This is a genomic window from Mycobacterium sp. SMC-15, from assembly GCF_045310925.1.
Classification (GTDB): domain Bacteria; phylum Actinomycetota; class Actinomycetes; order Mycobacteriales; family Mycobacteriaceae; genus Mycobacterium.
Genome location: NZ_JBJIAJ010000008.1, coordinates 182,469 through 207,522, shown reverse-complemented (window position 1 = coordinate 207,522; position 25,054 = coordinate 182,469). Strand labels below are relative to the sequence as shown.

Here is a 25,054-nt window from a genome sequence, read left to right as displayed (position 1 = left end):
AGCAAGGCTACCCCCGTTCGGCCGCCATGGCATCACGAAGACTCTTGGGCCGCAGATCGTTCCAGTGCTGCTCGACGTACTCCACACAGGCCGCGCGGTCGGCGCCCTGTTCACCTCCGTAGACCACTCGCCACCCGGCGGGAACATTGGCGAACGTCGGCCACAGGCTGTACTGCTCCTCGTCATTGACCAGCACGTAGAAGCTGCCGCTTTCGTCGTCAAAGGGATTGGTGCTCATCGGATCTCCTCGGTATCGGTGGCGCAGCAGAAAGGTGGGCGCCCAGCACCCGGTCGGACAGCAGTCCCAAACAGCTCAGGTTGGGAAAGCCAGGCCCCTGGGTGAGCCCGGCAAGGTTGGGCAGGAAAAGCTTCGGGGTGACGTGAGTGACGGCCAGATCGTGCCCGATCGCCTCGGCCAACCGGTCGCCGGAAAGCGGGCCGCCCAGGCCCAGCTCAAGCAGGTCCAAGGTGTCCTGGCCGAACAGCGACACGAACCACAGTGGGTCCGCGCCGGAGCCGTCGATGACCAGGTCGAAACCGTGCACGGTCTCGAAGTTCTCACCGCCGCGGTTGGTGCTCAGTGTCAGCCGGATTCGGCCGTCCCGGGCCACCGCATGCGCCACCCTTCCCCGCAGGTGACGGATCCGATCGTCGGCCAGCAGAGCATCCTGCACCCGGGCCGAGAACACCCCGCGGTCGGTGCGGGCCAACGCATCTCGCCGCTCGGCCAGGGTCAGCGCTGTCCAGTCGGTGGGATCGGAGAACAGCGCGTTCTCGAAGAATCCCTCCCCTCGGGTGAACAGCGTCACCTGCGGGGAGATCACGGTGATCGTCGAAACCCGGTGCCGGAACAGCTCATTGAGCATCGATGCGGCGGTCTCGCCGCCCCCGATGACGGCGACGCGCTCGGCGCTGATCCGGTCGGCCGCAGCCCGGTGCCAGAACTGCGCGATGGAGAGCACCAGCGGATTGCCAGGCAGGATCGACTTCTCGGCCTGGCCCGGACCGGTGATCATCACCGCGTCTGCGGCGACCTGGGTTTCGCGGGTGTGCAGCACCCAACCGGCGCCGTTCACCCCCAGCCGCTCCACCTCACCGGGGATCACGTTGAGCCGCACCGCATCGGCCACCCAGCGCAGGTACTGGCTCCACCGCAAGTGGGTGGGGGCCGGCCGGCCCCGGTCCACCCACTCGGCGAACTGGCCGGTGGCGATCAGATAGGACTGCCAGCCGTAGCGGGTCATTCGCTCGTCGAGTTCGGCGTTGCGGCCGGCCACCAGCGCCGAGCGGTACGGGAAGCCGACGTCCTTCTCCGGGCTGGTGCCCAGCCGATGCGCACCGTCGGTCCAGCCTCCGGCGGCGCGCCAGTTGGCGGCGACCTCGGTGCGTTCGACGGCGACCACGTCCGGGGCGGCGACGCCCATCTCGCGCAGCGCGGCGGCCTTAGCGGCCACCGCGACGGCCTTGGCCCCGGCGCCCACCACCGCAAGTGTGCTCATCGCAGTTCCTCCACCAGCTCGCCCAGGCTGTCGGTGAACAGCTCTTGCAATGCCGTGATCTCGGCGTCGCCGAGGATATCGGGCAACGTGCGCCATTGGGTCATCAGCGCCTGCCCCGCCCCGAGGTCGGCCACCGCGGCGAAGACGCTCAGCTCGTGGCGTACCGCCTGGCCGGGTTCGGGCACCGACGGCAGCCCGGCGATCAGGTCTGGAGCCACCGCCGGCCCGCCCCCGGCCCGATCGACCCGGCCCAGGTAGTTCAGCAACAGCTGGGGCCCCGGCTGAGCCGCCAGCAGGTCGGCGGTGTCGGCACGCAGATAGGCCAGCAGCCCGTAGTCGATTCCGCCGCCCGGGATGTCCGCCAGTGCGCGCGCCACCCCGGCCGGGTCTGCCTGGGCCACCCGCAGCGGATAGATCGCCGACAACAGTCCGGCGATGTCGGCGGTATCGACACCTGTCACAACCTCCTCGGCACGCCCGTGGGTCTCCAAGGCCAGCAGCGGCGTCGCGCCGGCCTGCCCGCGGCGGGCCCGCCAGGCAGTGACCATCCGCGCGGTCGCCGCAACCAGCAGGTCATGCATCGGAACCGGCAAGGCCAACAGCGCAGCGGTCAGCACCCGGTCGGCGACGGTCACCGACACCGTGAGATCGCCGGCGCGATCGCGTTCCGGGTCGACTCGCCGAGCACCCAGATCCGGGTCGTCGCCGGCCAGCTGGGCGGCCCAGAAGTCCACCGTGTCCAGGCTCTGCGCACGCTCGTGCAGTGCGCTCGCCCAGCGCCGGTAGCCGCTGCGCTCCGGCAGCGGATCCGCCCCGGCCAGCGCGGCGTGCAGTTCACCGAGGATCACCTGCCACGACACCGGGTCCAGTGCCAGTACGTGCCCGCACAGCATCAGCACTCCCGCGCCGTCGGGCTCGCGCAGCCACACCGCCTGCAGCATGACTCCGTTCGCCGGATCCAGGCTCTCCAACAGTCGGGTGCCGTGCTCGGTGACCACCGAAAGGTCGGCCGTACTGACCGCGACCTCGGTCAGGACGTCGACGGGCTCGGTCGGGTACAGCGTCAGCTCGGCCGGGTCGAGTCGGGTGTGCAGCAGCGGATGCGCGGCGACGATCGCGGCCAGGGCAGCCCGCAGCTGCTCGCCGTCGGTGTCGTCGGGCAGCCGGATCGCTTCGACCTGCCCCAATCGGCGTGGGCTGCCGTATTGGTAGAGCCAGCGGCCGGCCGGCAGCAGCGGAATCGGCCCGTCGGCCGCCTGCGCACCGTCGCGCTGCGCCGCCTCGTCGGCTTCGGCCACTTCGCGGTCCAAGGCCGCGGCCACGTCCCGAATCGTGTTGCAGCTCAAGATGGTCCGCGGACGCAACGGCAGGCCGCGCCGGCGGGCCGCCCGCACCATCGACAGCGCGACGATGCTGTCCAAACCCAGCTCACGCAGATCGTTCTCGACCCCCGGGGCTGAACCCTCGGCATTCTGTGGGCCCTCTGGGCCGGCGAACACCTCGGCCAGCAGTTCCACCAGGATCCGTTCGGTGTCGGTGTCCGGCTCTACCCCGCCGCCGAGCGGACCGGACTGCGCCAGCAGCGCCGCCAACTTCTCGGTGTCCAGTTTTCCGTTGGCGGTCAACGGCATCGATTCCACCGCGGTGATCCGGGCAGGTATCAGGTAGGACGGCAGCCGGGCGCCGATCTCGGCGCGAACCCGGGTGGTGTCCACCTGCGCGCCGGTGACAAAGCCGGCCAGTTGGGTTCCGGCCGGCCCCTGCACGGGCAGTACCGCGGCGCCGGTCACCCCGGTGGCCGCGGCCAGTGCCGCCTCGACCTCGGCGATCTCGACCCGGTAGCCGCGCACCTTGACCTGGTCGTCGGCACGGCCGAGGTAGACCAGGCGGCCATCGGTCCGGCGCCGGACCAGGTCCCCGGTGCGATACATCCGGCCGCCGGTGCGAAACGGGTCGGCGACGTAGCGAGCCGCGGTCGCCCCGGCGCGACCCAGATAGCCACGGGTGACCTGGGCGCCAGCCAAGTACAGCTCGCCGGCCACCCCGTCAGGCACTTCGCGCAACACGGAGTCCAGTACGTGAGCGCTCATGCCCCGCACCGCTTCTCCGATCACCGGAACATCGGTGTCGGCGACGTCGGCGACGACGGCTTCCACCGTGGTCTCGGTGGGTCCGTAGCAGTTGTGGACCGCCGTCGAGGGCGCCGCACGCAGTCGTGCCCAGGTGTGCGGGGCGATCGCCTCCCCACCCAGCGCCAGCACGGTGAGGCGGTGGTCCGAGCCGGCATCAAGCAGGCCGGCGTCGAACAGCTGGGTGAACATCGACGGTGAGGTGTCGATCATGTCCAGCCGGTGCCGGCGGATACCGTCGATGATCGCCTCGGCATCACGCATCTCGTCGGCGGAGAACAGGTGCACGCACTGACCACCCAGCAGGCCGACCAGCGGCTGCCAGCTCGCGTCGAAACTCAGCGACCAGGCGTGCGCGACGCGCAGCGCCCGGCCCAGGCGGGCCACGGCGGGCGCGTACATGCGTTGCTGGTGGTCGGCAAAGTACGACGCCAGCGCACGGTGCGTGCCGACGACGCCCTTGGGTTCTCCGGTGGATCCCGAGGTGAAGATCACGTAGGCGGCCGAGTCGGGGTGGATCGCGGTCGGAGTCGCGATGTGCACAGCGTCTTCGGAACGCAACTCGGCCAGCAGTTCGACGGTCAGCGTCAGCTTCGGACCAGATTGGCGCAGAATCGATTCGATGCGCGCCTCGGGCAGGCTGATGTCGACGGGAACGTAGGCCGCCCCGGCCTGCAGCACCGCCAGGATCGCGATGACCGAATCCAGCGAGCGGGGCAGTGCTATCGCGACCCGGTCTTCGGGACCGATCCCCCGCCCGGCCAGCGCCCGCGCCAAACCGGCGGCTTCGGCCGCCAGCTCGGCGTAGGTCAGGCTGCGATCCTCGCCGGTAAGCGCCGGACTGTCCGGGTGCGCTGCGGCGGCCGCGGTGAACAGAGCGGGCACCGAGGTGGGCGGGTTCACGTCCACCGCCGGATCGGCGATGCGGGCCCGCTCGACGGGCAACAGCACGTCCAAATCGGCGATGCGGGGCCGCGCCGGGTCGGCCAGCTGGCGCAGCACCTGCAGCAGCCGCTGCCCAAGATCGGGAACCGATAACTCCCCCAGCGCATCTGGGATCGCTTCGAGCAGCACGGTAAGCCGACCGTCGCGGGGTGGATAGCTGACCAGGGTCAGCGGATAGTGCGTCAGACTTTCGACCGTGACCGGGATGAAGCGCACCCCATCGGGGGTGGTGACCCCCGCCGACGCCGAGCCGATGGGCGCATTCTCGAAGACCAGCAGGGTGTCGAACACCGCGTTGCCGCTGGCCCGCTGCACCGTCGACAGGCTCAGGTAGCCCAGGTCGCGCATGGCCGCGGTGTCGCGTTGCAGCGCTTGGCAGGTGGCGACCACCTCGGCGCGCGGCGGTGTCGACGCGGCCACCGGGACGGTGTTGATGAACAGGCCGACCATGGTTTCGACGCCGGTGAGCTGTTGTGGGCGACCCGACACCACCGCGCCGAACGCCATGTCGGTCCGGTCGGTGAGGCGGCCGAGCAGTACCGCCCAGGCGAACTGCAGCACGGTGTTCAGCGTCAGCCCATGCCGACGGGCCCACTCGGTCAGGCGCGCGGTGGCGTCGCTGTCCAGCGCTACCTCGTGGGTCTGCGGGACGGCGCTGCCCACCGTGGCTCGCTCACCACCGGCCAGCATGGTCGGGGCGCTGAGCGGGGCCAGGTAGTCGCGCCACCGCTGGGTCGCGGCGGCAGTGTCTTGGCTTGTCAGCCAGCCGATGTAGTCGCGGTAGGGGCGCGGCGGCGGCAGCGGGTCGACGCCGCCGGCGCGATAGATCGCCACCATTTCGTCGAAGAACACCGCCATCGACCATCCGTCGAGCAGTAGGTGGTGCACGGTGAGGATCAGCCGGTACCGCTCGGGGGCGGACTGGGCCAGCACGAAACGCAGCAACGGTCCGCGGGCCAAATCGAAGTTCGTGGTGCGCTCGATACGCGCGATCTCATCGAATTCAGTTGGCGCAGAATGGATCTCACGCCACGGAAGAGCTGCTGTCGCCGGGATGATCTGCACCGGGTGCGGCAGGTCGACGTCCCAGAATGACGCCCGCAGGTTTGCGTGGCGGACCAGCATCGCCTCGGCACTGCGTCGCAACAGCCCGGGGTCGACGGCGCCCTCGATATCGATGACGAACTGCACGGTGTAGACGTCGACACCGTCCACCCCGCCCCCGTCATCGGTGGCGAGCTTGGCCAGCGAGAACAATCCCTGCTGCAAAGGGGAGAGCGCCAGCACATCCTCGATCGCCGCAGGAGCCGCAGTGCTGTGCGCAGATGCAGTCTCGGTCACGGCGAATCACCCCATGCCGCAGTCAGATCGGCCAGTGCGTCACTGCTCAGACCCGAGACGCTCATCGGCTCAAACGCCGTGTCGGCGGCTGCTGGGGTGCCACCGGCCGCGGCCGCAGCGTCGACGGCGGCGGCCAGTTCGGCGAACGTGGGGTGCTCGAAGATCATCCGCGGGTCGACGTCCAGCCCCGCCGCGCGCGCCCGCGCGGCCAGCTGCACCGACAGGATGCTGTCGCCGCCGAGCTCGAAGAAGCCGTCGCTGCGCCCGATTGCCGCGACACCCAAGAGCTCGGCGCAGATTCCGACCAGGGTCTGTTCGGTGGCGGTGACCGGTGGGTCCGAAGCGCCGCGCGTGGCCACCGCCGGCTGCGGCAGCGCGGGCCGGTTCAGCTTCCCGGAGTCCGTCAACGGCATGGCCTCGAGCACCGTCAGCGATGACGGGACCATGTAGCCGGGCAGCGTTGCGGCCACGGCCGCACGCACCGACGCGATGAACTCCGCCGCGTCGGTGACCGGGGTCGCAGGTACCAGGTAGCCGGCCAGCGTGGTGACACCGCGCTGGTCCCAGGTACGGGCGGCGGCCGTCGCCACTCCCGGTGCGCCGCGCAACGCGGCCTCCACTTCGGCCAGCTCCACCCGGAAGCCACGCACCTTGACCTGGTGGTCGGTGCGGCCAACAAATTCGAGTACTCCGTCGACGGTCCAACGGGCCCGGTCACCACTGCGGTAGAGCCGGTCGCCCGCGGTCTTGGAGAACGGGTTGGCGACGAAGCGGGTCGAGGTCAGTCCCGGCCGCTTCCAGTAGCCGCGGACGATCTGCGGGCCCGCGTAGTAGACCTCGCCGACCACCCCGGGCGGCACCGGCTGCAGTGCGTCGTCGAGCAGGTAGGCCTGCGACCCGGGCGTGGGCCGGCCCAGTTTCGGTGTGGGCGGCTCCAGTTCACCGCGCACCACCGCACCGGAGGTTTCGGTGGCACCGAAGTTGTTGAGCAGTTGAGCGTTCGGATCCAGCGCCCCGCCCAGCCGGGCCAGCAGGTCCGCCGAGACGGGTTCACCGCTGCACACCAGCCTTCGCAGCCCGCGCACGGCCTCGGGTGCAGAGTCGACCAGCACCGAGATCAGGCTCGCCACCGCGGTCACCTGAGCCACCCGCTCGTCCACGATCAGCCGTGCCAGTGCTTCGGGATTACGGAACTCATTGTCGTCGGCCAGAATCAGCGTCGCTCCGGCGGCCAGGCCGGCCAGCATCTCCATGCCGCCTTCCAGGAACGTCATCGACGACTGGGCCAGCCGGATGTCCTCGCCGGTGACCGGGTAGTGGGCGATCTGCCAGTTCAGGCGTGCGCTCATCGACCGGTGGGTACCGAGCACACCCTTGGGCATGCCGGTGGATCCGGAGGTGAACACCAGATACATCGGGTCATCGGGGTGCGGCACCGGAAGATTTACCCCGGCAACGTCTTTGGTCAGGTCCTCCTGCACATCGGCGTCGTCCAGGCACAGCAGCGTGACACCGTCCCTTGCCGGAATCGCACCCCGGGTGGCAGCGCTTACCAGGATCACTTTCGGCGCGACGTCGTCGATCATGAACTCGAGCCGCTGGCTCGGATAGCTCGGGTCCAGCGGGAAGTAGCCGGCGCCAGCCTTCATGATGCCGACCAGCGCCACCGGCAGATCCAGGTCACGGCGCACCGACAGACCCACCAGGGTTCCGGGTTCCACGCCGGCGGCGATCAACAGCTCGGCAAGCCGGTCGGAGCGGGAATGCAGCTGCGGATAGGTGAGCTCGGCTCCGGCGCATCGCACGGCGACGCTGTCGAAGCTGCGGCTGGGCGCCAGCACGTCGGCGATGGTTTGCGGATCGCCCGCGGGAATCTCGGCACCGCGGCTCCACCGCTGCAGGATGCGCTCGCGTTGCTCCTCGTCGACCAGGCTGATGTCGCGCAACGCCCGTCCCGGATCGCCTGCCATGGTCGCCAGCACCCGGCCCAGCCAGTCGGCCAGTCGCGCCACGGTGGCGCGCTCGTAGAGGTCGGTGCGGTAGATCAGATGTCCGTCATAGCCCTCCCCGTCGGAGTCCGCTGTGGTGAACAGATTCACCGACAGGTCGGCATGGGCGATGTCGAAGGTGGGCATCACGGTGCGGAAGACCAGGTCGCTCTCACCGCTGGCTCCCCTGTTAATGACGTGGGTGACGTCGGCGGCCTCGCGGACGTGGACCACCACCTGGAACAGCGGGTTACGCGACAGCGTGCGGACCGGGTTGAGGGCCTCCACCAGCCGGTCGAACGGCAGGTCGGCATGTGCGTAGGCACCCAGCGCAGCTTCCCGCGCCCGGGTGACGACCTCGCGCAGTGTCGGGTTGCCGGACAACCGGTTTCGCAGCACCACGATGTTGACGAAAAACCCGACCAGGTTGTCCAGTGCGTTGTCGGTGCGTCCGGCGATCGGTACGCCGAGCGGGATGTCGTCGCCGCTGCCGGCCAAATGCATCAGCACCGCGACCGCGGACTGCACCACCATGAACTCGGTGGCGCCGGTCTCGCGGGCCAGCGCCGCCAGCCCGGCCCGCACCTGCGGGGGGACGCTGAATGCGACCGAGTCGCCGGAGCCGTTCGCGGTGGCGGGGCGGGGAAAGTCCGGGCGCGGTCCGGTGTCGTCGGCCAGATCGGCCAGTTGCTCGATCCAGTAGCGGCGTTGCGCCTCGATCAACCCGGACTCGTCACGCAGCAGTTCGCCCTGCCAATGCGCGAAGTCCGCGTACTGCAACGCCGGCGGCTCCCATGCCGGCGCGGAGCCGGCGGCCCGGGATCGGTAGGCGATCAGTAGGTCGGTGAAGAGCACCTCGACCGACCAGTGGTCGGCGGCGATGTGGTGCACCACCAGGGAAAGCACCCGTTCGTCGCCGGGCAGGTGCAGCAGTGCCGCCCGGAGCGGCCAATCCCGTTCCAGGTCGAATGCGATGGCGCGCTGCTCGTCGAGCCGGGCTCGCGTCCACGCCGTGACGGCACCCGGATCGGTTTCGGGACACTGCAGTTCGGTCACCGGTACCGCCGCGGGCGCATTGATCACCTGATGCGGCAGACCGTCGATCTCGCGGAACGTGGTGCGCAGACTGTCGTGGCGGGCCACCATGTCACCGATCGCGGCGGTTAGCGCGGCGGTGTCGCAGGGCCCGGTGAGCCGGGCCGACAGCGGAATGTTGTCGCCGGTGGCATTCGGGTCCAGTCGGTAGGCGAACCAGGTTCGCAGCTGGGACGCCGAGACCGGAAGATTCCCGGAGCGCGGCACCGCGACCAACGGCGGTCGCCCGGCCCCGTCGGGTTGCGCAGCCGGGGCCCGATCGATCGCGGCGGCCAGTCGGGCCACCGTGCTGGCCTCGAAGATCTCCCGGATGCCGATCTCCACCTCGCAACGGGCCCGGATCGCCGCAACCAGCTTGGTGGCCAGCAGCGAGTGACCGCCAAGGTCGAAGAACGAGTCGTCGGCACCCACCTTGTCACGGGAGAGCAGTTGCGCGAACAGTTGCGCCACCACGTGTTCGGTGTCGGTCTGCGGCTCCCGGTAGGGCGTGCTCTCGATCGGCTGCGGGTCGGGCAACGCAGCGCGGTCGATCTTGCCGTGCGCGGTGATCGGGATGTCGTCGACCACGACGTACGCGGACGGCGCCATGTATTCCGGCAACGCCGCGGCCACCCGGGCCCGGATCCGCGGAATCTCGACGGTATCTTCCCCGGCGCCAGGGCCGGCGGGGGTCAGATAGGCGACCAGGCTGCGGCCCAACCCGGGAAGGTCCGAGACCACCACCACGCACTGGCCGACACTCGGATCCACCGAGATGGCCGAGGCCACCTCGCCTAGTTCGATCCGGAAACCACGGACCTTGACCTGGTCGTCGGCGCGGCCGATGAATTCCAGGTCGCCGGCAGCATTGCGGCGGGCCAGATCCCCGGTACGGTACAGCCGCTGGCCGGGCGTCCACGGGTCGGCGACGAACCGCTCGGCGGTCAGTCCGGGACGGTCGAAGTAGCCGCGAGCCACATGTGTTCCGCCGATGTAGATCTCGCCGATCACTCCGACCGGCACCGGCGCCAAGGCGTCGTCGAGCAGCCACATGGTGGTGTTGATGTTCGGGCTGCCGATCGGCGCGATCCGGTTGCCCTGGGGTCCTTCCACCTTGAATCGGGAAGAGTTCACCACGGTCTCGGTGGGGCCGTAGAAGTTATGCAGCAGGGCATCGAAGGTGGCGTGGAACTTGTCTGCGAGTTCGCCCGGCAACGGTTCTCCACCGATCGGGATGCGGCGCAGGGTGCGCCACTGATTCACGCCGGGCAGCGACAGGAACAGGCCCAGCAGGGACGGCACGAAGTGCATGGCGGTGACGCCTTCGCGCTGCAGCAGGTCGGTCAGGTAGCCGATGTCGCGAAGACCGTCCGGGCGTGGAATCACCAGCCGGGCACCGTTTCCCAGGGTGCCGAACAGTTCGCCTATCGACACGTCAAAGCTCGGCGAGGCGACCTGCAGCAGAACGTCGGTGTCGTCGATGCCGTACTCGCCGCCGAACCAGACCAGGTACTCGGTGATCGGGGCGTGGGAGACCTCGACACCCTTGGGCAACCCGGTCGAACCCGAGGTGTAGATGAGGTAGGCCAGATTCTCAGGCCGCAGCGGACGCACCCGCTCGGCGTCGGTCGGGTCGGTGTCGGGCCGGCCGGCCAGCTCGTCCGCTGTCAGCGGTTCACGCAGCACGATCGACGGACGGGCGTCACCGAGGATGAATTCGATACGGTCCGTCGGGTATTCGGGGTCGACAGGAACGTAGGCGGCGCCGGCTTTGGCGATACCCAAGGCGGTGACCACCAGATCCGTCGAGCGGCCGAACAGCACCGCGACCTTGTCCTCGGTGCCGATGCCGGCCGCGATCAGGTGGTGTGCGATTCGATTGGCGCGCGCGTTGATCTCGGCGTAGCTGTACTTGCCATGGTCGTCGACGACGGCGATGGCGTTCGGGGTGGCCGCGGCCCGGTCGGCCACCAGCGAGCCCAGGGTGGCCGGCGCCTGTGGAGGCGGGACGAAGTCGGGTCCGCGGGAAATCGCGTCCAGCCAGGCCCGATCGTCGTCGCCGAGGATGTCCAGCTCGCCGACGGTCGTCTGGGGCTGTGCCACGGCGGCGGACAGCAGCTGCACCAGGTGGCGCAGCAACTGCTCGACCAATCCCTCGTCGAGCACGTCGTGCAGGTATTCGGCCTCGATCAAAGCGCCGTCAGCGTCGGCCTCCACCATGATCCCCAGCGGCAGCTGGGCGACCTTGCCGCGGTAATCGGCCCGGGTGCAGGTGATCCCATCCGGCTGGAATCCGCCGCCCTGTGTCGAGCGGAAACCGAAACTGAGCCGGGTGAGTCGTTCCACTCCCCCGTGCCGGCGATCCGGGTTGAGTTCGCGCACCACCCGGTCGAGGTTGATGCCCTGGTGGCCGAATGCCCCCAGTGCGGCGTCTCGGGTCCGAGCCAGCAGTTCGCTGAAGCGGTCCGCGGCGACGACCCGGGCACGCAGCACCACGGTGTTGCCGAAGTAGCCGATGGCCCCTTCGGTGCCAGCAGTGCGATTGAGCACCGGTGAGGCGATGAGGAAGTCGTCGGTGGCGGTATAGCGCTGGATCAGAGCGGACAGCGCCGCGGCGATCACCATGTAGGGCGTAGCGCCGTTGCTGCGCGCCAGATCGGCGATGTCAGACATCAACCCGGCGGGCAGGGTGCGGGTGCACAATCCGGCGCGCAGCGTGCTGGGTATCGCCGAGCCATGTGGGCCGGGCAGCTCCAGGGGATCCGGCGGGTCCGCCAGCAGAGTGCGCCAGTACTTCAGCTCCGCTTCGTGGCCGGAGCCTGCCGGTGCGACCGGATGCGGTACGGGCGGGCGGGTGGCGAACTGTTCCGGGTCGGCATAGGCGGCCGTGAGGTCGGCGAAGAAGACCGCCCAGGAGTCGTCATCCCAGGCGATGTGGTGGGCTACCAGCAGCAGAATGTGTTCGTCTGGTGCAACCCGGATCAGGGTGAGCCGCAGCGGTGCATCGGTGTCCAGCCGGAACGGGGTGCCGAATTCTCGCTGAGCCAGTACTTCCAGCCGCAGCGCCCGGGCCTGTTCGGCAAGGTCGGACAGGTCGTGGGTGGCAAAGCCCGGCGTGACCTCGGCGATCACCGGGTGGGGTTCGCCCGCGTCGTCGACGGAATAGACGGTGCGCAGCACCGGGTGGCGCGCGGCAACAGCGGCCAGCGCGGCCTGCAGCCGGGCGCCGTCCAGCGGGCCGTTCAGCCGGTAGGAAACCGAAATGTTGGCCAGCGCGCCGTCCGGGTCAAGCGCCTGCACGAACCACATCCGGCGCTGTCCGTCACTCATGGTCAGCGGCCCAGACCCGTTGGTCGGCCCGGAATCCGGCTCCGATGCCGACGTGGCAGCCAGCCCGCGTTCGGCGAGTCGACGGCGCAACAGTTCCAGCCGCAGCTCGTTGGCGTCGGTCGCCTGGTCGACGGCGTCAGTCATGGGTGAACACAGTCCTTTCCGTAGCCGCGGCCGGCGCTGCGTCGTCACGCAGCGTCGCCGTCAGCTGGGCTCCAGTCATTCCGGCCAGCAGTGGACCGAGCGCCACACGCAGGCCGGTGGCCCGCCCCAAGCGCTTGCGCAGGTCCAGCGCAAGCAGTGAATCCAGGCCGAGATCGACCAAGGCCCGGTGCATGTCGATGTCGTCGGGGCCTTCCAAGCCGAGCACCGTCACCAGTTCGTCCGCCACCACCTCACCGATCGGGCGATCGGCCTGCCCCTCCACCGTTGCGGCGGTCAGCGATGCCTCGAACGGCGAGGGAACGCCCTGGCTGTCGAAGAACACCGCCAGTCGATCGAAATCGGCGGCCAGGATCGCCGGGTCGCCCGGCGCGGCAAGAAGTCCGGCGGTGATCGCGGCCTCCGGGGCCATCGGGGTGAGGCCCGTTCGGGCGATCCGGTCCTTCTCCTCGCCGCTGACCACAGCCACGCTGCGCCACAGTCCCCAGCGGATGGAGGTGGCGCCCAGGCCCTGGGCTCGCAGCCGTCCCACCAACGTGTCGACCATCCGGTTGGCCGCCGCGTAGAGCCCGTGTCCCGAGCCGCCCCACAGCGCCAGTACCGAGGAGCAGACCAGCACGCGTGCGTCGGCGTCCAGCGGCCAGTGCCGTGCCAGGTTGTCCAGTCCGATCACCTTGGCGCCAAACGCGTCCCGCACCGCCTCGGCCGTAATCTGCGATGCGGCCACAGCTTCTGCCGACGCCGTATGCACCAGCAGGCCGGCCGGAACGGGCCGGTACTGCGCGATGACCGCCGCTATCGCAGTGTCGTCGGTTATGTCGCAGCGGATCGCGGTGATACGCGCCCCGGTACGCGCACGCAGCGCATCCAACTGCGCGGCAATGGCATCGCTGGCCCCGCTGCGGCTGAGTAGGACGATGTCGCGGGCGCCGTGGTCGGCGCAGAACGCCGCGTAGGCCATTCCGATGGCACCGGTACCGCCGCTGATCACCACGTTCTCCGGGACCGTGGGCACCGTTGCCGCGGCCTTGGACTCGACAGACTCGACCAATCGGCGGGTCGCCAAGCGTCCGGCACGTACTGCCACCTCGGTGTCGGTCAGCCAGAGTGCGGCACCCACGGCACGCAGGTCCGCGGCAGTGGGCTGCACCGGCAGATCGAGGTGCGCGAATGTGTGGTCCGGGTAGTCGAATCCGGCGCTGCGGTGCAGCGCAGCCAACGCCGCGGCACCTGGGCTCGGTGCCGGATCACCATCGAGATACTCGGCGCCGCGGGTCACCAGCCATACCCGGCGGCAGTTCTGTCCTGGCAGAACGGCGGTTTGACCGACCGCGCTCTCGGCGAACTCGGTTGCTGCGGCGGTGATATCGACCGAGTCGGCGAGCGGAGCGACCAGAAGCAGGAACTCGGCGTCGGCCTGGTCCACCACTTCGGCATCCAGCGCCGCCGTGAGTTGCGCGGTCAGACCAGGCGATTGCCCGGAATAGTCGATGACGGCCACCCGCGTGGGCCGCCGCCCCGGCTCGGTCAACGGCAGCCAGCGTTCGGTCATGACCACCGGCATGCGGTGGCGGGGCGCGGACGTTTCCGTGCCTGCCCACAGCCGGTTGGTGTGCATCGGTGCGTGCGGGAAATGCCGCAGCAGCGCAGGAGCATCCGGCGCAAAGTCGCGCCAGCGGTAGCCGGGGTCGGCGATCGCCGCGGCTGCGATGTTGGTTGCCAGCGCCTCGCCGGACGGCTGGTCACGCTCGGTGCTGCCCAGCACTTGGGCGGGCCCGACCGAGTCCGCGAGCGCCACCAGCAGGGTCAGATGCGCCGACATCTCGATGAACGTCGTTACCCCGCGCGCCACCGCGGCTGCGGCGGCCAGGTCGAACCGCACCTGCCGGCGCAGATTGTCGAACCAGTACTGGCGGAACGTTGCCGCGAGCGGGATCGGACCGCCGTACACCGATCCGATGAATTCCACCGGGGCGCTGTGGAATTGAGCGTCTGGAAGCTTCCCGGTCAACTGGTCTCGCAGCGGCTCCAGGGCGCTGGTGTGCGCCGGATAGCGCACCGGCAGTTCGCGGGCAAAGACTCCGCGCCGGCCGGCGCACTCCAGAATGTGCTGTATCGCCGGTAATTCGCCGGAGACGACCACCGATTCGGGGCCGTTGACCACCGACAGCTCCAGCCACCCGGGGGTGGCGGCGATCATGTCGGCGGCGGCGTCGGCGTTCAGGGCGATCATCGCCATGCCGAACCGGACCGGTGCGTCGGCGGCCAGCAGGTCGGTCAGCTGTGCCCGTGCGGCGACCACCGCCACGGCGGCATCCAAATCCACCACGCCGGCGGTGTAGGCGGCGGCCAGCTCCCCCAGGCTGTGCCCGACGGTGATGTCGGGCAGCACGCCGAAGTGCCGCCAGGTGGCGGCCAGTGCCGCGGCGTGGGTGAACTGGGCGGCCTGCACCACCACCGGGTCGGCGTCATCGGTGCCGCGCAGGTAGCTCAGCGGCGAAGCGTGCCCGGCACGCAAGAAGGCGTCATGGCAGCGGTCCGCCTCGGCGCGGTAAGCCGCGAGGCCGAGCAGCTCGGCTCCCATGCCGGGCCACTGGTTCCCCTGGCCCGGGAACACGAAAGCGGTGCGAGCGGCCTCGGGTTGGTGCGACCGGGCCACCAGGGGGTGCTCGACGCCGCGGTAGACGGCATCCAGGCCGGCGACGAGCTCGGCGGTATCGCGGGCCCGGATCACCGCGCGATAGCGGCGCACCGACCGGGTGGCCCGCAGCGTCTGGGCGACCGCCTCGACCCCGGCGGAATGCGTGTGCAGGTAACGCGCCAGCGCCCCGGCCTCGGCAGCCACCAGGTCGCGGGCGTGTGCCGAGATCAGCACGGGGATCCGGCCGTCGGGCAGAGTGGTCGGGTGGCTGTTCAGCACGGCGCGACCTCGTCCACCCCGACGATCAGGTGCGCGTTGGTGCCGCTCATCCCGAACGCCGACACCGAGCCGATCCGGCGGCCGTCGCTCGCCGGCCAGGCGGTGATGGTCTCGGCCAGCGTGATTGGGTGCCCATCCCAGTCGATGCCGTCGTGCCAGCCGTCGCGGACGTGCAGGGTGGGCGGGATCGCCTGGTGCTCGGCGGCCAGGAGCACCTTGGTCAACCCGAGTGCCCCGGCCGCGGCCTGGGTATGCCCGATGTTGGATTTGACCGAACCGAGCCGTGGGCCGGCGCCGGTCGTCGTGTCGGTGCCGTAAACGCTGATCAGTGAACGCAGTTCCACGGGATCCCCGACCCGGGTTCCGGTTCCGTGGCCCTCGATCATCCCGACCTGGCCGGGGTGCACGCCGGCATCGGCCAGGGCGTGGCGGAACAGTCGCTGCTGGGCCGCCTCACTGGGCGTGAGCAGGCCCGTGGTGTGACCGTCCTGGTTGAGCCGACTGGCCAGGATCTCGCCGTAGATGTGCCGACGGTCGCGCAGCGCGGCCGATTTTCGTTGCAGTACAAAGATTCCGGCACCTTCGGCCCACACTGTTCCGGTGGCGGCGGCACTGTAGGGCCGGCAATGGCCGTCGTCGGAGAGCGCGTGCTGTTTGGAGAACTCGACGAAGAAGCCGGGCGAGCCCATCACGCACACCCCACCGGCGAGCGCCATGTCGGCGTCACCGGTCTGAATCGCCTGCACCGCCAGGTGCAACGCGGACAGCGCCGACGAACAGGAGGTGTCGACGGTGATCGCCGGGCCGGCCAGCCCCAGGGTGTAGGCGATCCGGCCGGAGATCACCGACAGTGCGGTGCCCGGCAGCAGATGACCGCTGTGCGCGCTGAACTGCGCCATGTCCGGGCCGTAGCCGGTGACCGACGCGCCCAGGTACACGCCGACGTCGTGGCCGGTGAGCTCGTCGGGATTGATGCCGGCATCTTCCAGGGCGCGCCAGGCCACCCGCAGCGCCACCCGCTGCTGCGGGTCCATAGCGACGGCCTCGCGTGGCGCGATACCGAAGAATCCGGGGTCGAATTCGGCGGCGCCGGAGAGGAATCCGCCCGCGTTGCAGATCGGCTTGAAGCCATCGCGGTGCGATCCCTCGATGAGTTCACGCACCGCCCAGTCCCGGTCCTCGGGGATGGCGCTCAGCGCCTCACGGCCGTCGGCCAGCAGCGACCAGTACTGTTCGGCCGTGTCGATCCCGCCGGGAGCCTCGACGCCGAGGCCGGTGATGACGACCGGGTCCTCGCGCCGATCATTCATCGGCGATGATCCGCTTCGCCAAGGTCTCGATGTGCTCGTAGTGGTAGAAGTGCCCGCCGTCGTAGAGCGACATCGCGCAGGCGCCGGTGGTGTGGTCGGCCCAGCGCTCCAGCAGGTCGGCTCCGACCCGGTCGTCGGAGCGGCCACCGAGCACCATGATGTCGGCGCTGATGGTCGCCTCGGGTGCGCACTGGTAGCGGTTGAACGCCAGGTAGTCCGAGCGCACCGGGGTCAACAGCAGGGTGAGGAATTCCTCGTCGGCCAGAATGCGCGGGTCGGTGCCGCCCAGTTGGGCGAGTTCGGCGCGCAGGTCGGCGTCACCGGTGGGCACCTTACGCAGGCCGGCCACCAGGCCGGGCGCGGGCGCGGCCGAAGCCCACAGCCGCTGGATCTCGATGCCGCGCTCTTCGGCGAGCCGGGCGAATTCGAACGCGACCAGCGATCCCATGCTGTGCCCGAACAGGCGCAGCGGCCCGAGCTGGTGCCAGGGCGCGGCGTCGAACAGGCTGCGGGCCAGTTCCGGCAGGGTTTCGGCGGCCGGTTCGCGGAAACGGTCGGCACGCTGCGGATATTGCATGACGTAGGTGTCGGCACCGGCGGCCAGGGCCAGCGCCAGGGGTCGGTAGTTGACCGCGGTTCCGCCGGCGTGCGGGAAGACCAAAGTGGGAGCGCCGGGACCGGGAAAGCGCCCGATCCAGGAGGGGAACTGCGCGACGGCCGAGGTGTCGTCGACGGCCATCCGATCCCCTCGCAAGTATTAGTAAAGGCTGCCCTAATTTCCCTGCGTTAGGTTACCCCTATAGGAGGCCTGCCGGAAATCCGGGCGCCTCTCGGCCGGTCCTGGACCCTCCGCTGCACCGAGCGTGCACTGAGCGCGTTTTTTGGCCCGTTTCCTCGCGCTGAATGCACGTTCGGTGAGGGCGGGGCCGCGCCGTGGGCCACACTCCCCTGATGGATGTCCGCACCACGATCGATACCTACCTGCGGGCCTGGACCCAACAGGACCCCGAGCTCATCGTCACGATCTTCACCGACGACGCCACCTACCACGAGCGGGTGCTGGGCGAACCCATCCGCAACCGAGCCGGGATCCGCGACTACTGGCAGCGCAAGGTCGTCGAGGGACAGGCCGATATCGACGCCCGATTGCTCAACCTCTACACCGCCACCGACGGCAGCACAGTGGTCGCCGAGTGGGAGGCGACCTTCGTCGACCGCGTCCAGAACGTGCGAAAACGGATGCGGGAAGTCGCCATCCTGGAATTCGCCGGCGATCAGATCGCCAGCCTGCGTGAGTACTGGGCCTCGGAGGTAGTCGGGTAAAGCCCTGGGTCAGAGATGGCTCGCCACGAAGCCCGCGGCCTGAGCGGGCATCGGCGACTGTGCATAGGACAGGTGCGGAGCGGAGAACATCTCGTCATGTGAGGGCAGCGCCAGGGCTCCCGGAGTGCAGATGGGATCGCCGTCGGCACACAGGTCGATCGCCTTGGCCCCGTACCAGGGGCTGATCTCGCTGATCGGTCCGCCCAGGTACCGGTCGGTGGGATTGCCGAACACCGCGACCGCGGCCACGTGCGCAGCTTCCTCCTCGGACAGCGTCGCGGCGGTGAAGCCCGCCACCGATGCCCGCGCAATGGTGATCAGATCGATGACCATCGCGCCTTGCGAATAGCCGCCGAGCACCAGCTTGGTGTTCGGACAGGTTGCAACCATGGATTGAACGTGGGCGTTCGCATCGCCGGCGCCGGCGGACGCCGAGGGCGGCCAGTCCTCGCCTGCCGGGTAATTGACCGCGTATACGCCGACCGAGCGCCCCCCGACCTGCGAGCGCAGTGCATCGATGAACTTCTGGCCGACTCCGCCGACACCGGGCGGTTCGGCGGTTCCCCGGGCAAAGGTCACCTCAATGTCGGGACAGCCTGCAGCCGAGGCGGAGGGGACGACCGGGGCGCTGGGCAGCGCAGCCAACGCCGCCACCACCGGAACACTGAGTAACAAGAGCGATCGGCGCGCTTTCATATCACCGATGCTGGCACACACCGACCACGCTCCACCAGCCCCTATCCCAGCGTTTACCTGCGTTTTTCAGCTATCTTCGGTCAGTCGCTGGGTGCGCAATCGCAGCGCATTGCCGATCACGCTGATCGACGACAGAGACATGGCGGCCGCGGCGATCAGCGGTGACAGCAGCAGCCCGAACGCCGGGTAGAGGATTCCGGCGGCGATCGGAATGCCGACGGCGTTATAGGCGAACGCAAAGAAGAGGTTCTGCCGGATGTTGGCCACGGTCATCCGGGAGAGTTCGCGGGCGCGCACAATGCCGGTGAGTTCGCCATTGAGCAAGGTGACTCCAGCGCTTTCCATGGCCACATCGGTGCCGCCGCCCATGGCCAGCCCGACGTCGGCGGCGGCCAGCGCCGGAGCGTCGTTGACGCCGTCCCCGGCCATCGCCACCACCCGCCCGTCGGTGCGCAGCCTGGTGACGACATCGCTCTTTTGATCGGGCAGCACATCGGCCTCAATCCGGTCGATCCACAGGCGACGTCCGACGGCCTCGGCGGTCACCCGGTTGTCGCCGGTCAGCATGACGATGTCGATACCTTCACGGCGTAACGCGGCCAGCGCCGCCGGAGTCGTCGGCTTGACCGGGTCGGCGATGGCGAAGGTGCCGACCGCCCGGCCGTCGACGCCCAGATAGATGGCCGTGGCGCCATCCGACCGCAACCGGTTGGCGTCGGCCTCCAACGCGCTCATATCGATCCGCTGCGAGATGAGGAACTCGGCGTTGCCCGCCACGACACGGCGGCCCTCGACGACGCCCATCACGCCGCGACCGGCCGGTGCGTCGAAGCCGTCGACGGCGGGAACAACCAGGCCGCGGTCCGCCGCCGCCGCGACGATAGCTTGGGCCAGCGGGTGCTCGGAGGCCCGCTCGACACCTGCGGCCAGTCGAAGGATCTCGGCGGGATCGAAACCGGACGCAGCGACGATGTCCGTCACCGCGGGATGTCCTTCGGTCAGCGTGCCGGTCTTGTCGACGACCAGGGTGTCGACCTTCTCCATGCGTTCCAGCGCCTCAGCGTTCTTGATCAACACGCCCAGCCTGGCTCCGCGGCCCACTCCGACCATGATCGACATCGGCGTAGCCAGCCCCAGCGCACAGGGACACGCGATGATCAACACCGTGACCGCGACGATCAGGGCGTGCGCCAGCTTGGGGTCGGGACCGAACAGTCCCCATACGATGAACGCGATCACCGCGACGACGATCACCGCGGGTACGAATACTCCGGCGACTCGGTCGGCGATCCGCTGGATCGGCGCTCGAGAGCGCTGCGCCTGCGCGACCATGGCCACTATCCGCGCCAGCATGGTGTCCCGGCCGATCTTTTCCGCGCGCATGACCAGCCCGCCGGACTGGTTGATGGTGCCGCCGATGACAGTGTCGCCGGCGGTTTTGGTGACCGGCATCGATTCGCCGGTCACTACCGACTCGTCGATCGTGGATCTGCCGTCCTCGACCGTGCCGTCGACCGGCACCCGCTCGCCGGGCCGCACCCGCAGCTGATCGCCGAGCTGCACGTCGTCGAGGCTGATCTCCTCGTCGGCACCATCCGAACGGATTCGCCGGGCAGTCTTGGGTGCCAGATTGAGCAGGGCCCTGATGGCGCCGGAGGTCTGCTCGCGCGCCCGCAGTTCCAGCACTTGGCCGAGTAACACCAAGACGGTGATGACGGCTGCCGCCTCGAAGTAGACGTCGACGGCGCCCATAGTCCGGAACGAGTCGGGGAAGACACCGGGCGCGACCGTGGCGACCACGCTGTACACCCAGGCCACGCCGGTGCCCATCGCGATGAGGGTGAACATGTTCAAGTGGCCGGTGCGCACCGAATCCCAGCCGCGGACAAAGAACGGCAATCCTGCCCACAACACCACGGGAGTGGCCAGCGCCAACTGGATCCAGGCCGATACCGACGAAGAGATGACGTCCGGCACCCAGCCGAACAGGTGGCCGCCCATGGCCAGCACGACCACTGGCAGTGCCAACGCGAGGCCCACCCAGAAGCGGCGGGTCATGTCGGCAAGTTCGTGGTTGGGACCTGCGTCAGCGGTGACCAGGACCGGTTCCAGCGCCATGCCGCAGATCGGGCATGACCCCGGGCCCGGCTGGCGAATCTCCGGGTGCATCGGGCAGGTGTATTCCGACGCCTCCGGCACGCCCGAAGGCTCGACGCCGGCGCCGCAGTGATCGTGCTCGTCGTGCCGCTCGCGGCCGGTCTGCGCTGTCATGCGCAGCAGCCCATCGAACCCCAGACCGATTGCTCGGCGTGAATTGCTATTTGTCGCAGCATTTTTTGTCCGGCATCTGCTTGTCCTTCGACATCTCCGGAGACATCTTGTGGTGAGACATTCCCGGACCCGACTTGTGCGAGCTACCGCCGTCGTGCTCGGACCCGTTGGGCGAAGGCGCATTCGGAGCGTGCAACGCGGCGGCCGTTACCGGACTTAGCGTAACCGCCCCGGAGGCTCCAGCCCAGGCTCCGACGAAAAAGACTCCCGCCGTGACACCGACGAAGGCCATGGTGGCCGCGATGGCACGTCGGCGCTCGCGCACAATACGGCCGAGCCTGTGGACGATCCCCATTTCGACTCCTTTCGGCTGCCGTTTATACCCTAAGGGGGTATGGGTATATCGCGTTCGACTGTACAACGCCGGTAAGCCTGTCGCAACGGACTGCCGGCAGACCGTCGACGGCGTGCGAAAGCAACAGCGGGAAGTCGCCTTTCCGAAAACCGTCCGGCGCACCCATCGCCGGCCTCGGCGAAAGGTGGGCTTTGGAGGTCGCCGGCTGAATCGGCGACTCCCCTGGCTCACTCCTCGCCGATTGCCGCCAGCAGATCGGCAGCATCGAGCTGCGCCACTTCCAGGTAGATCTCGGCGACCGCATCCAACCGACCGGGATCAGTCTCAGCCGCAGCCAACCGAGAAGCCAGCCCCGCGACGGTTCGGGTGACGAAGATGTCGGCCACCACCGCGCGGGGGGCGTCCAGCCAGGTGCGGATGCGTGACACCGCGGCGGTGGCCAGCACCGAATCGCCGCCCAGGGCGAAGAAGTCGTCGTCAGCTCCGACTCGGGCGGCACCAAGCACCTCGGCGACGATCGCGGCCAGGGCACGCTGCAGCGGACCGGATGGCTCGCGGTAGCCGTCGCCGGCCGCCATTGCCGCGGCCAGCTCGGCCGTCACCGCCCGCCGGTCGATCTTTCCCGAAACGGTGTAGGGAACCGCCGAAACTAGTTGCAGCTGACGGGGAATCATGTGCTCGGGCAGCGATTCGGCCAGCGCGGCCTGCAATCCGGCGACGCTCACCGCGGGATCACCGGTGCGCACGGCGGCCGCCAACACCTCACGTCCACCGGGCTCGGTCAGAGCCACCACCACCGCCTCGGCGACCCCGGGCAGCCGACGCAGTGCGGATTCGACCTCCCCGAGTTCGATGCGATAGCCGCTGATTTTGACCCGGTGATCGGCGCGGCCGACGAATTCCAGTGTGCCGTCAGGCAGATAGCGGACCAGATCGCCGGTGCGGTACCAGGTTCGGCCGTCGTACTCGACGAACTTCTCGGCGGTCAGGTCTGGCCGGCCGCGGTATCCCGAGGCGATGCCGCGTCCGGCGACCCACAGTTCGCCGGCCACCCAGTCGGGGCGGTCGGCTCCGTCGGCGCCCACCACCCGGCAGGCGATGTTGGGCAGCGGGGTGCCGTAGGGCACCGCGGCCCAGTGCGCCGGCGGGCCACCCTCGACCTCGCACAGCGTGGCATGGATGGCGGTTTCGGTGGCCCCGCCCAGTCCGGCGAACCGCACCCCGGGAGCCGCCGCGGCGAAGTGTCGCGCCAGTTCCGGGCGCACCCAGTCGCCGCCGGTCAATACCGCGCGCACCGACACCAGTTCGCCGCCGGTGGCGGCCAGCATCTCCAGGGCACCCGGCATCAGGTTGAGTACGCTGACCCGGTGGCGCGCCACCAGCTGCGCCCACACTTCGGGGCTGCGCCGGTCGGCTTCATCGACCATCACGATGGCCGCACCGGCCCGCAGCATGGCGAAGACGTCGAGCACCGACATGTCAGCATCCAGGGTCAGCAGCGCCAGACTGCGGTCGCTCGGCGCGAATCCAAAACGGGCGCTGAGGGTTTCGATGGTGTTCATGGCGGCATCATGAGTGACCTCGACGCCCTTGGGCTCGCCGGTGGAGCCGGAGGTGAACACCACGTAGGCCAGCTCGGCCGGATCCGTGCGAACCGGGTCTATCCGGCCGGGGTGCTGCAGAGCATCGGACACCGCCAGCACCGGAATCTTCAACGCCGGCACCGCGTTCCCGGTCACCAGCGCCAGCGCGGCACCGCCCAGGGCCAGGATCCGCTCTCTGCGCTCGGGCGGCTGATCGGCGGCAATCGGCAGATACACCGCGCCGGCGGCCAGGATGCCCAGCAGCGCCGGAATCTGCTCGGCGCCCTTGGGTCCCAGCAGGGCCACGGTGTCACCGGGTCGCACGCCGCGCTCCTGCAGCGCGGCGGCCACCGCCAACGCCTGATCGCGTAGCCGGCCGTAGCTCAGCTCCCCCGCCCCGTGCAGCAGCGCGACCGCCTCGGGATCGCGTTCTGCTTGACGAAAGAACCCGTCCTGCAGCGTTTCCCCGCTGGGTGCGGCGGTGCCCGCGTTCACCGACTCCCGCACTTGGGCCTGGTCGGCGGGCAACGCTGCCGGCGCGGGCTCCGCCCAGCCATCGCCGCCGGCCAGCCGGATCAGGTCGGCGATGTGGTGGGCAAACATGGCGTCGATCACGCCCGGTGCGAACATGTCCTCGCGGACGTCCCAGTTCACCAGGATCCCGCCGTCGAACTCGGTGACCTGGGCATCCAGCAGCACTTGCGGGCCCTGGGAGATGATCCAGACCGGGGTGCCGAACGCGCCGGTGACCCCATCGGCGAACAGTTCTCCGAGTCCCAGCGCGCTGGTGAACACCACCGGCGCCAGCACCTGTGTGCCGCGGTGGCGGCTCAGGTCACGCAGCACCGCCAAGCCGGGATAGTCGGCGTGTGCGGCGGCCGTGCGCATGGCGTCCTGCACCGCGTGTGCGCGCTGCGCGCCGGTGCTGGCCTGACTCAGATCCACATCCAGCAGCAGTGACGAGGTGAAATCACCGACCAGCCGATCCACGTCGTCGTGCAACGGTTCCCGGCCGAACAGCGGCACATTGAGCAGGAAGCGTGGTCCGTCCGACCAACTGGCCAGGGTGTGGGAGAACGAAGCGGCCAAGGTCATGGCCGGCGTGACGCCGTGGGCGCGGGCCGCAGCGAACAGCGCGTCGCGGGTGTCCGGGTCCAGCCGGTGCCACCGCCGGGTGCTGCGCCGCGGGTCGGCGGGGGCGCCCGCGGGCGGCGGCAGCTTGGGCGGGTCGGGCAGGTCGGGGATGCGCTGCGCCCACCACTGGCGGTGGTCCTCGTCGGGTTGGCGGTTGGCGGTCGCGTGACGGTACTGCCGGTAGGTATAGCCCAACTCCGGCAGCGACTCCCCTCGGTAGGCGGCGGCCAGATCCGCCATCAGGGTGCGGTAGCTCATCGCGTCGGCGGCCTGCATGTCCAGGTCGACGTGCAGACGCGCGGTCCCGTCTGGCAGCAACGACACCGTGAGCTCGAAGACCGCGTCGTCGAGTTGCTGATGCGATTTCGCCACCCGGGTGGCGTCCAGCCGCTGGGCCACCTCGGCGGTATCCAAGCCGCGCAGGTCCTGCACCACGACGGGCAGTTCGGCATCGGGCCGGATGTGCTGGGTGCCGTCGGGGGAGAATTGCACCCGCAGCATCGGGTGGCGTGCGGCCAGCGCGGCCGCGGCGGCGGCCAGCCGATCCGGATCAATCCCGGGCCCATCAAACTCCACATAGAGGTGCCCGGCCACCCCGCCGAGCGCGACGTCGTCGTCGCGTCCCACCCACATGGCGTGCTGCATGGGAGCCAGCGCAAACGGTGCGCCGGCATCGATCGGGTCGTCCGTCGGCGCGGTCACGGGTGTCGGTTCGCCCCGGTCGCCCAGCAGGTCCTGCCATGCGGCGATGCGCGGGTCGGCGGCCAGCGCAGCGAAGTCGACGTCAATGCCCTGTTTGCGCCAGCGACCGGCCAGGCTCATCATCCGGATCGAGTCCAGACCCTGTCCGACCAGGTCGGCCTCGGGATCGACGGCGCTGGCGTCGGCGCCGAGCAGGTCAGCGACCTGCGCACGTATCTCGTCCGGCCCCACGGCGCCACTCCACCCTTCGTTAGGCTGCCCTAATTTCTCGAAGCTACTCTATCCAGGTTCG

General features: G+C 69.5%; 12 protein-coding genes. 1 reads left to right on the top strand and 11 read right to left on the bottom strand.

All coding sequences use genetic code 11. The features are described from left to right. Nucleotides 1–7: 7 nt before the first annotated feature. From ACJH71_RS13910 to ACJH71_RS13880, 7 genes are read right to left on the bottom strand one after another with little or no spacing between them, the layout of a single operon-like run. Nucleotides 8–238, bottom strand: coding sequence for an MbtH family protein (locus ACJH71_RS13910; protein WP_406758589.1), 231 nt, complete (start codon nucleotides 236–238; stop codon nucleotides 8–10). Further along, nucleotides 219–1,499 (bottom strand): NADPH-dependent L-lysine N(6)-monooxygenase MbtG, encoded by a 1,281-nt coding sequence (mbtG, locus tag ACJH71_RS13905; protein ID WP_406758588.1) that lies wholly within the window; start codon nucleotides 1,497–1,499, stop codon nucleotides 219–221. The genes ACJH71_RS13910 and mbtG overlap by 20 nt, the downstream gene beginning before the upstream one ends. Then, on the bottom strand, nucleotides 1,496–5,914 hold the full coding sequence (locus tag ACJH71_RS13900; RefSeq protein WP_406758587.1) for an amino acid adenylation domain-containing protein: 4,419 nt from the start codon (nucleotides 5,912–5,914) through the stop codon (nucleotides 1,496–1,498). Before ACJH71_RS13900 ends, mbtG begins: the two co-directional genes overlap by 4 nt. Then, nucleotides 5,911–12,450: an amino acid adenylation domain-containing protein gene (locus tag ACJH71_RS13895; RefSeq protein ID WP_406758586.1), complete on the bottom strand. Its 6,540-nt coding sequence runs from the start codon at nucleotides 12,448–12,450 to the stop codon at nucleotides 5,911–5,913. Before ACJH71_RS13895 ends, ACJH71_RS13900 begins: the two co-directional genes overlap by 4 nt. Further along, nucleotides 12,443–15,388: an SDR family NAD(P)-dependent oxidoreductase gene (locus ACJH71_RS13890; RefSeq protein WP_406758585.1), complete on the bottom strand. Its 2,946-nt coding sequence runs from the start codon at nucleotides 15,386–15,388 to the stop codon at nucleotides 12,443–12,445. The genes ACJH71_RS13895 and ACJH71_RS13890 overlap by 8 nt, the downstream gene beginning before the upstream one ends. Beyond that, a complete protein-coding gene (locus ACJH71_RS13885; protein WP_406758584.1) occupies nucleotides 15,382–16,698 on the bottom strand; it encodes a polyketide synthase in 1,317 nt (438 codons plus the stop codon). Before ACJH71_RS13885 ends, ACJH71_RS13890 begins: the two co-directional genes overlap by 7 nt. Further along, nucleotides 16,691–17,437 carry a thioesterase II family protein gene (locus ACJH71_RS13880; RefSeq protein ID WP_406758583.1) on the bottom strand — a complete coding sequence of 249 codons (747 nt, stop codon included), beginning with the start codon at nucleotides 17,435–17,437 and terminating at the stop codon, nucleotides 16,691–16,693. Before ACJH71_RS13880 ends, ACJH71_RS13885 begins: the two co-directional genes overlap by 8 nt. A gap of 212 nt (nucleotides 17,438–17,649) precedes the next feature. Here ACJH71_RS13880 and ACJH71_RS13875 point away from each other — a divergent pair, with 212 nt between their 5' ends. Continuing rightward, nucleotides 17,650–18,021, top strand: coding sequence for a nuclear transport factor 2 family protein (locus ACJH71_RS13875; protein WP_406758582.1), 372 nt, complete (start codon nucleotides 17,650–17,652; stop codon nucleotides 18,019–18,021). A 9-nt stretch (nucleotides 18,022–18,030) separates the two neighbouring features. On the opposite strand, the gene ACJH71_RS13870 is transcribed toward ACJH71_RS13875, so the two are convergent. From ACJH71_RS13870 to ACJH71_RS13855, 4 genes are all read right to left on the bottom strand, one after another. Further along, nucleotides 18,031–18,717 (bottom strand): cutinase family protein, encoded by a 687-nt coding sequence (locus ACJH71_RS13870; protein WP_406758581.1) that lies wholly within the window; start codon nucleotides 18,715–18,717, stop codon nucleotides 18,031–18,033. A gap of 66 nt (nucleotides 18,718–18,783) precedes the next feature. Then, entirely contained in the window at nucleotides 18,784–20,886 is a 2,103-nt protein-coding gene (locus tag ACJH71_RS13865; protein ID WP_406758641.1) for a copper-transporting P-type ATPase, read from the bottom strand. A 148-nt stretch (nucleotides 20,887–21,034) separates the two neighbouring features. Further along, entirely contained in the window at nucleotides 21,035–21,343 is a 309-nt protein-coding gene (locus ACJH71_RS13860; protein WP_406758580.1) for a hypothetical protein, read from the bottom strand. A 227-nt stretch (nucleotides 21,344–21,570) separates the two neighbouring features. Further along, the gene (locus tag ACJH71_RS13855) at nucleotides 21,571–24,993 is read right to left on the bottom strand and encodes an amino acid adenylation domain-containing protein (protein WP_406758579.1); all 3,423 of its coding nucleotides are present in this window, start codon (nucleotides 24,991–24,993) and stop codon (nucleotides 21,571–21,573) included. Nucleotides 24,994–25,054 lie beyond the last annotated feature (61 nt).

Excerpts from the sequence above, each read along its gene's own strand:
- ACJH71_RS13865 (WP_406758641.1), bottom strand. The coding sequence starts at position 20,886 with ATGCACCCGGAGATTCGCCAGCCGGGCCCGGGGTCATGCCCGATCTGC.
- ACJH71_RS13860 (WP_406758580.1), bottom strand. The coding sequence starts at position 21,343 with ATGGGGATCGTCCACAGGCTCGGCCGTATTGTGCGCGAGCGCCGACGT.
- ACJH71_RS13910 (WP_406758589.1), bottom strand. The coding sequence starts at position 238 with ATGAGCACCAATCCCTTTGACGACGAAAGCGGCAGCTTCTACGTGCTG.
- ACJH71_RS13885 (WP_406758584.1), bottom strand. The coding sequence starts at position 16,698 with ATGAATGATCGGCGCGAGGACCCGGTCGTCATCACCGGCCTCGGCGTC.
- ACJH71_RS13880 (WP_406758583.1), bottom strand. The coding sequence starts at position 17,437 with ATGGCCGTCGACGACACCTCGGCCGTCGCGCAGTTCCCCTCCTGGATC.
- ACJH71_RS13870 (WP_406758581.1), bottom strand. The coding sequence starts at position 18,717 with ATGAAAGCGCGCCGATCGCTCTTGTTACTCAGTGTTCCGGTGGTGGCG.
- mbtG (WP_406758588.1), bottom strand. The coding sequence starts at position 1,499 with ATGAGCACACTTGCGGTGGTGGGCGCCGGGGCCAAGGCCGTCGCGGTG.
- ACJH71_RS13875 (WP_406758582.1), top strand. The coding sequence starts at position 17,650 with ATGGATGTCCGCACCACGATCGATACCTACCTGCGGGCCTGGACCCAA.
- ACJH71_RS13895 (WP_406758586.1), bottom strand. The coding sequence starts at position 12,450 with ATGACTGACGCCGTCGACCAGGCGACCGACGCCAACGAGCTGCGGCTG.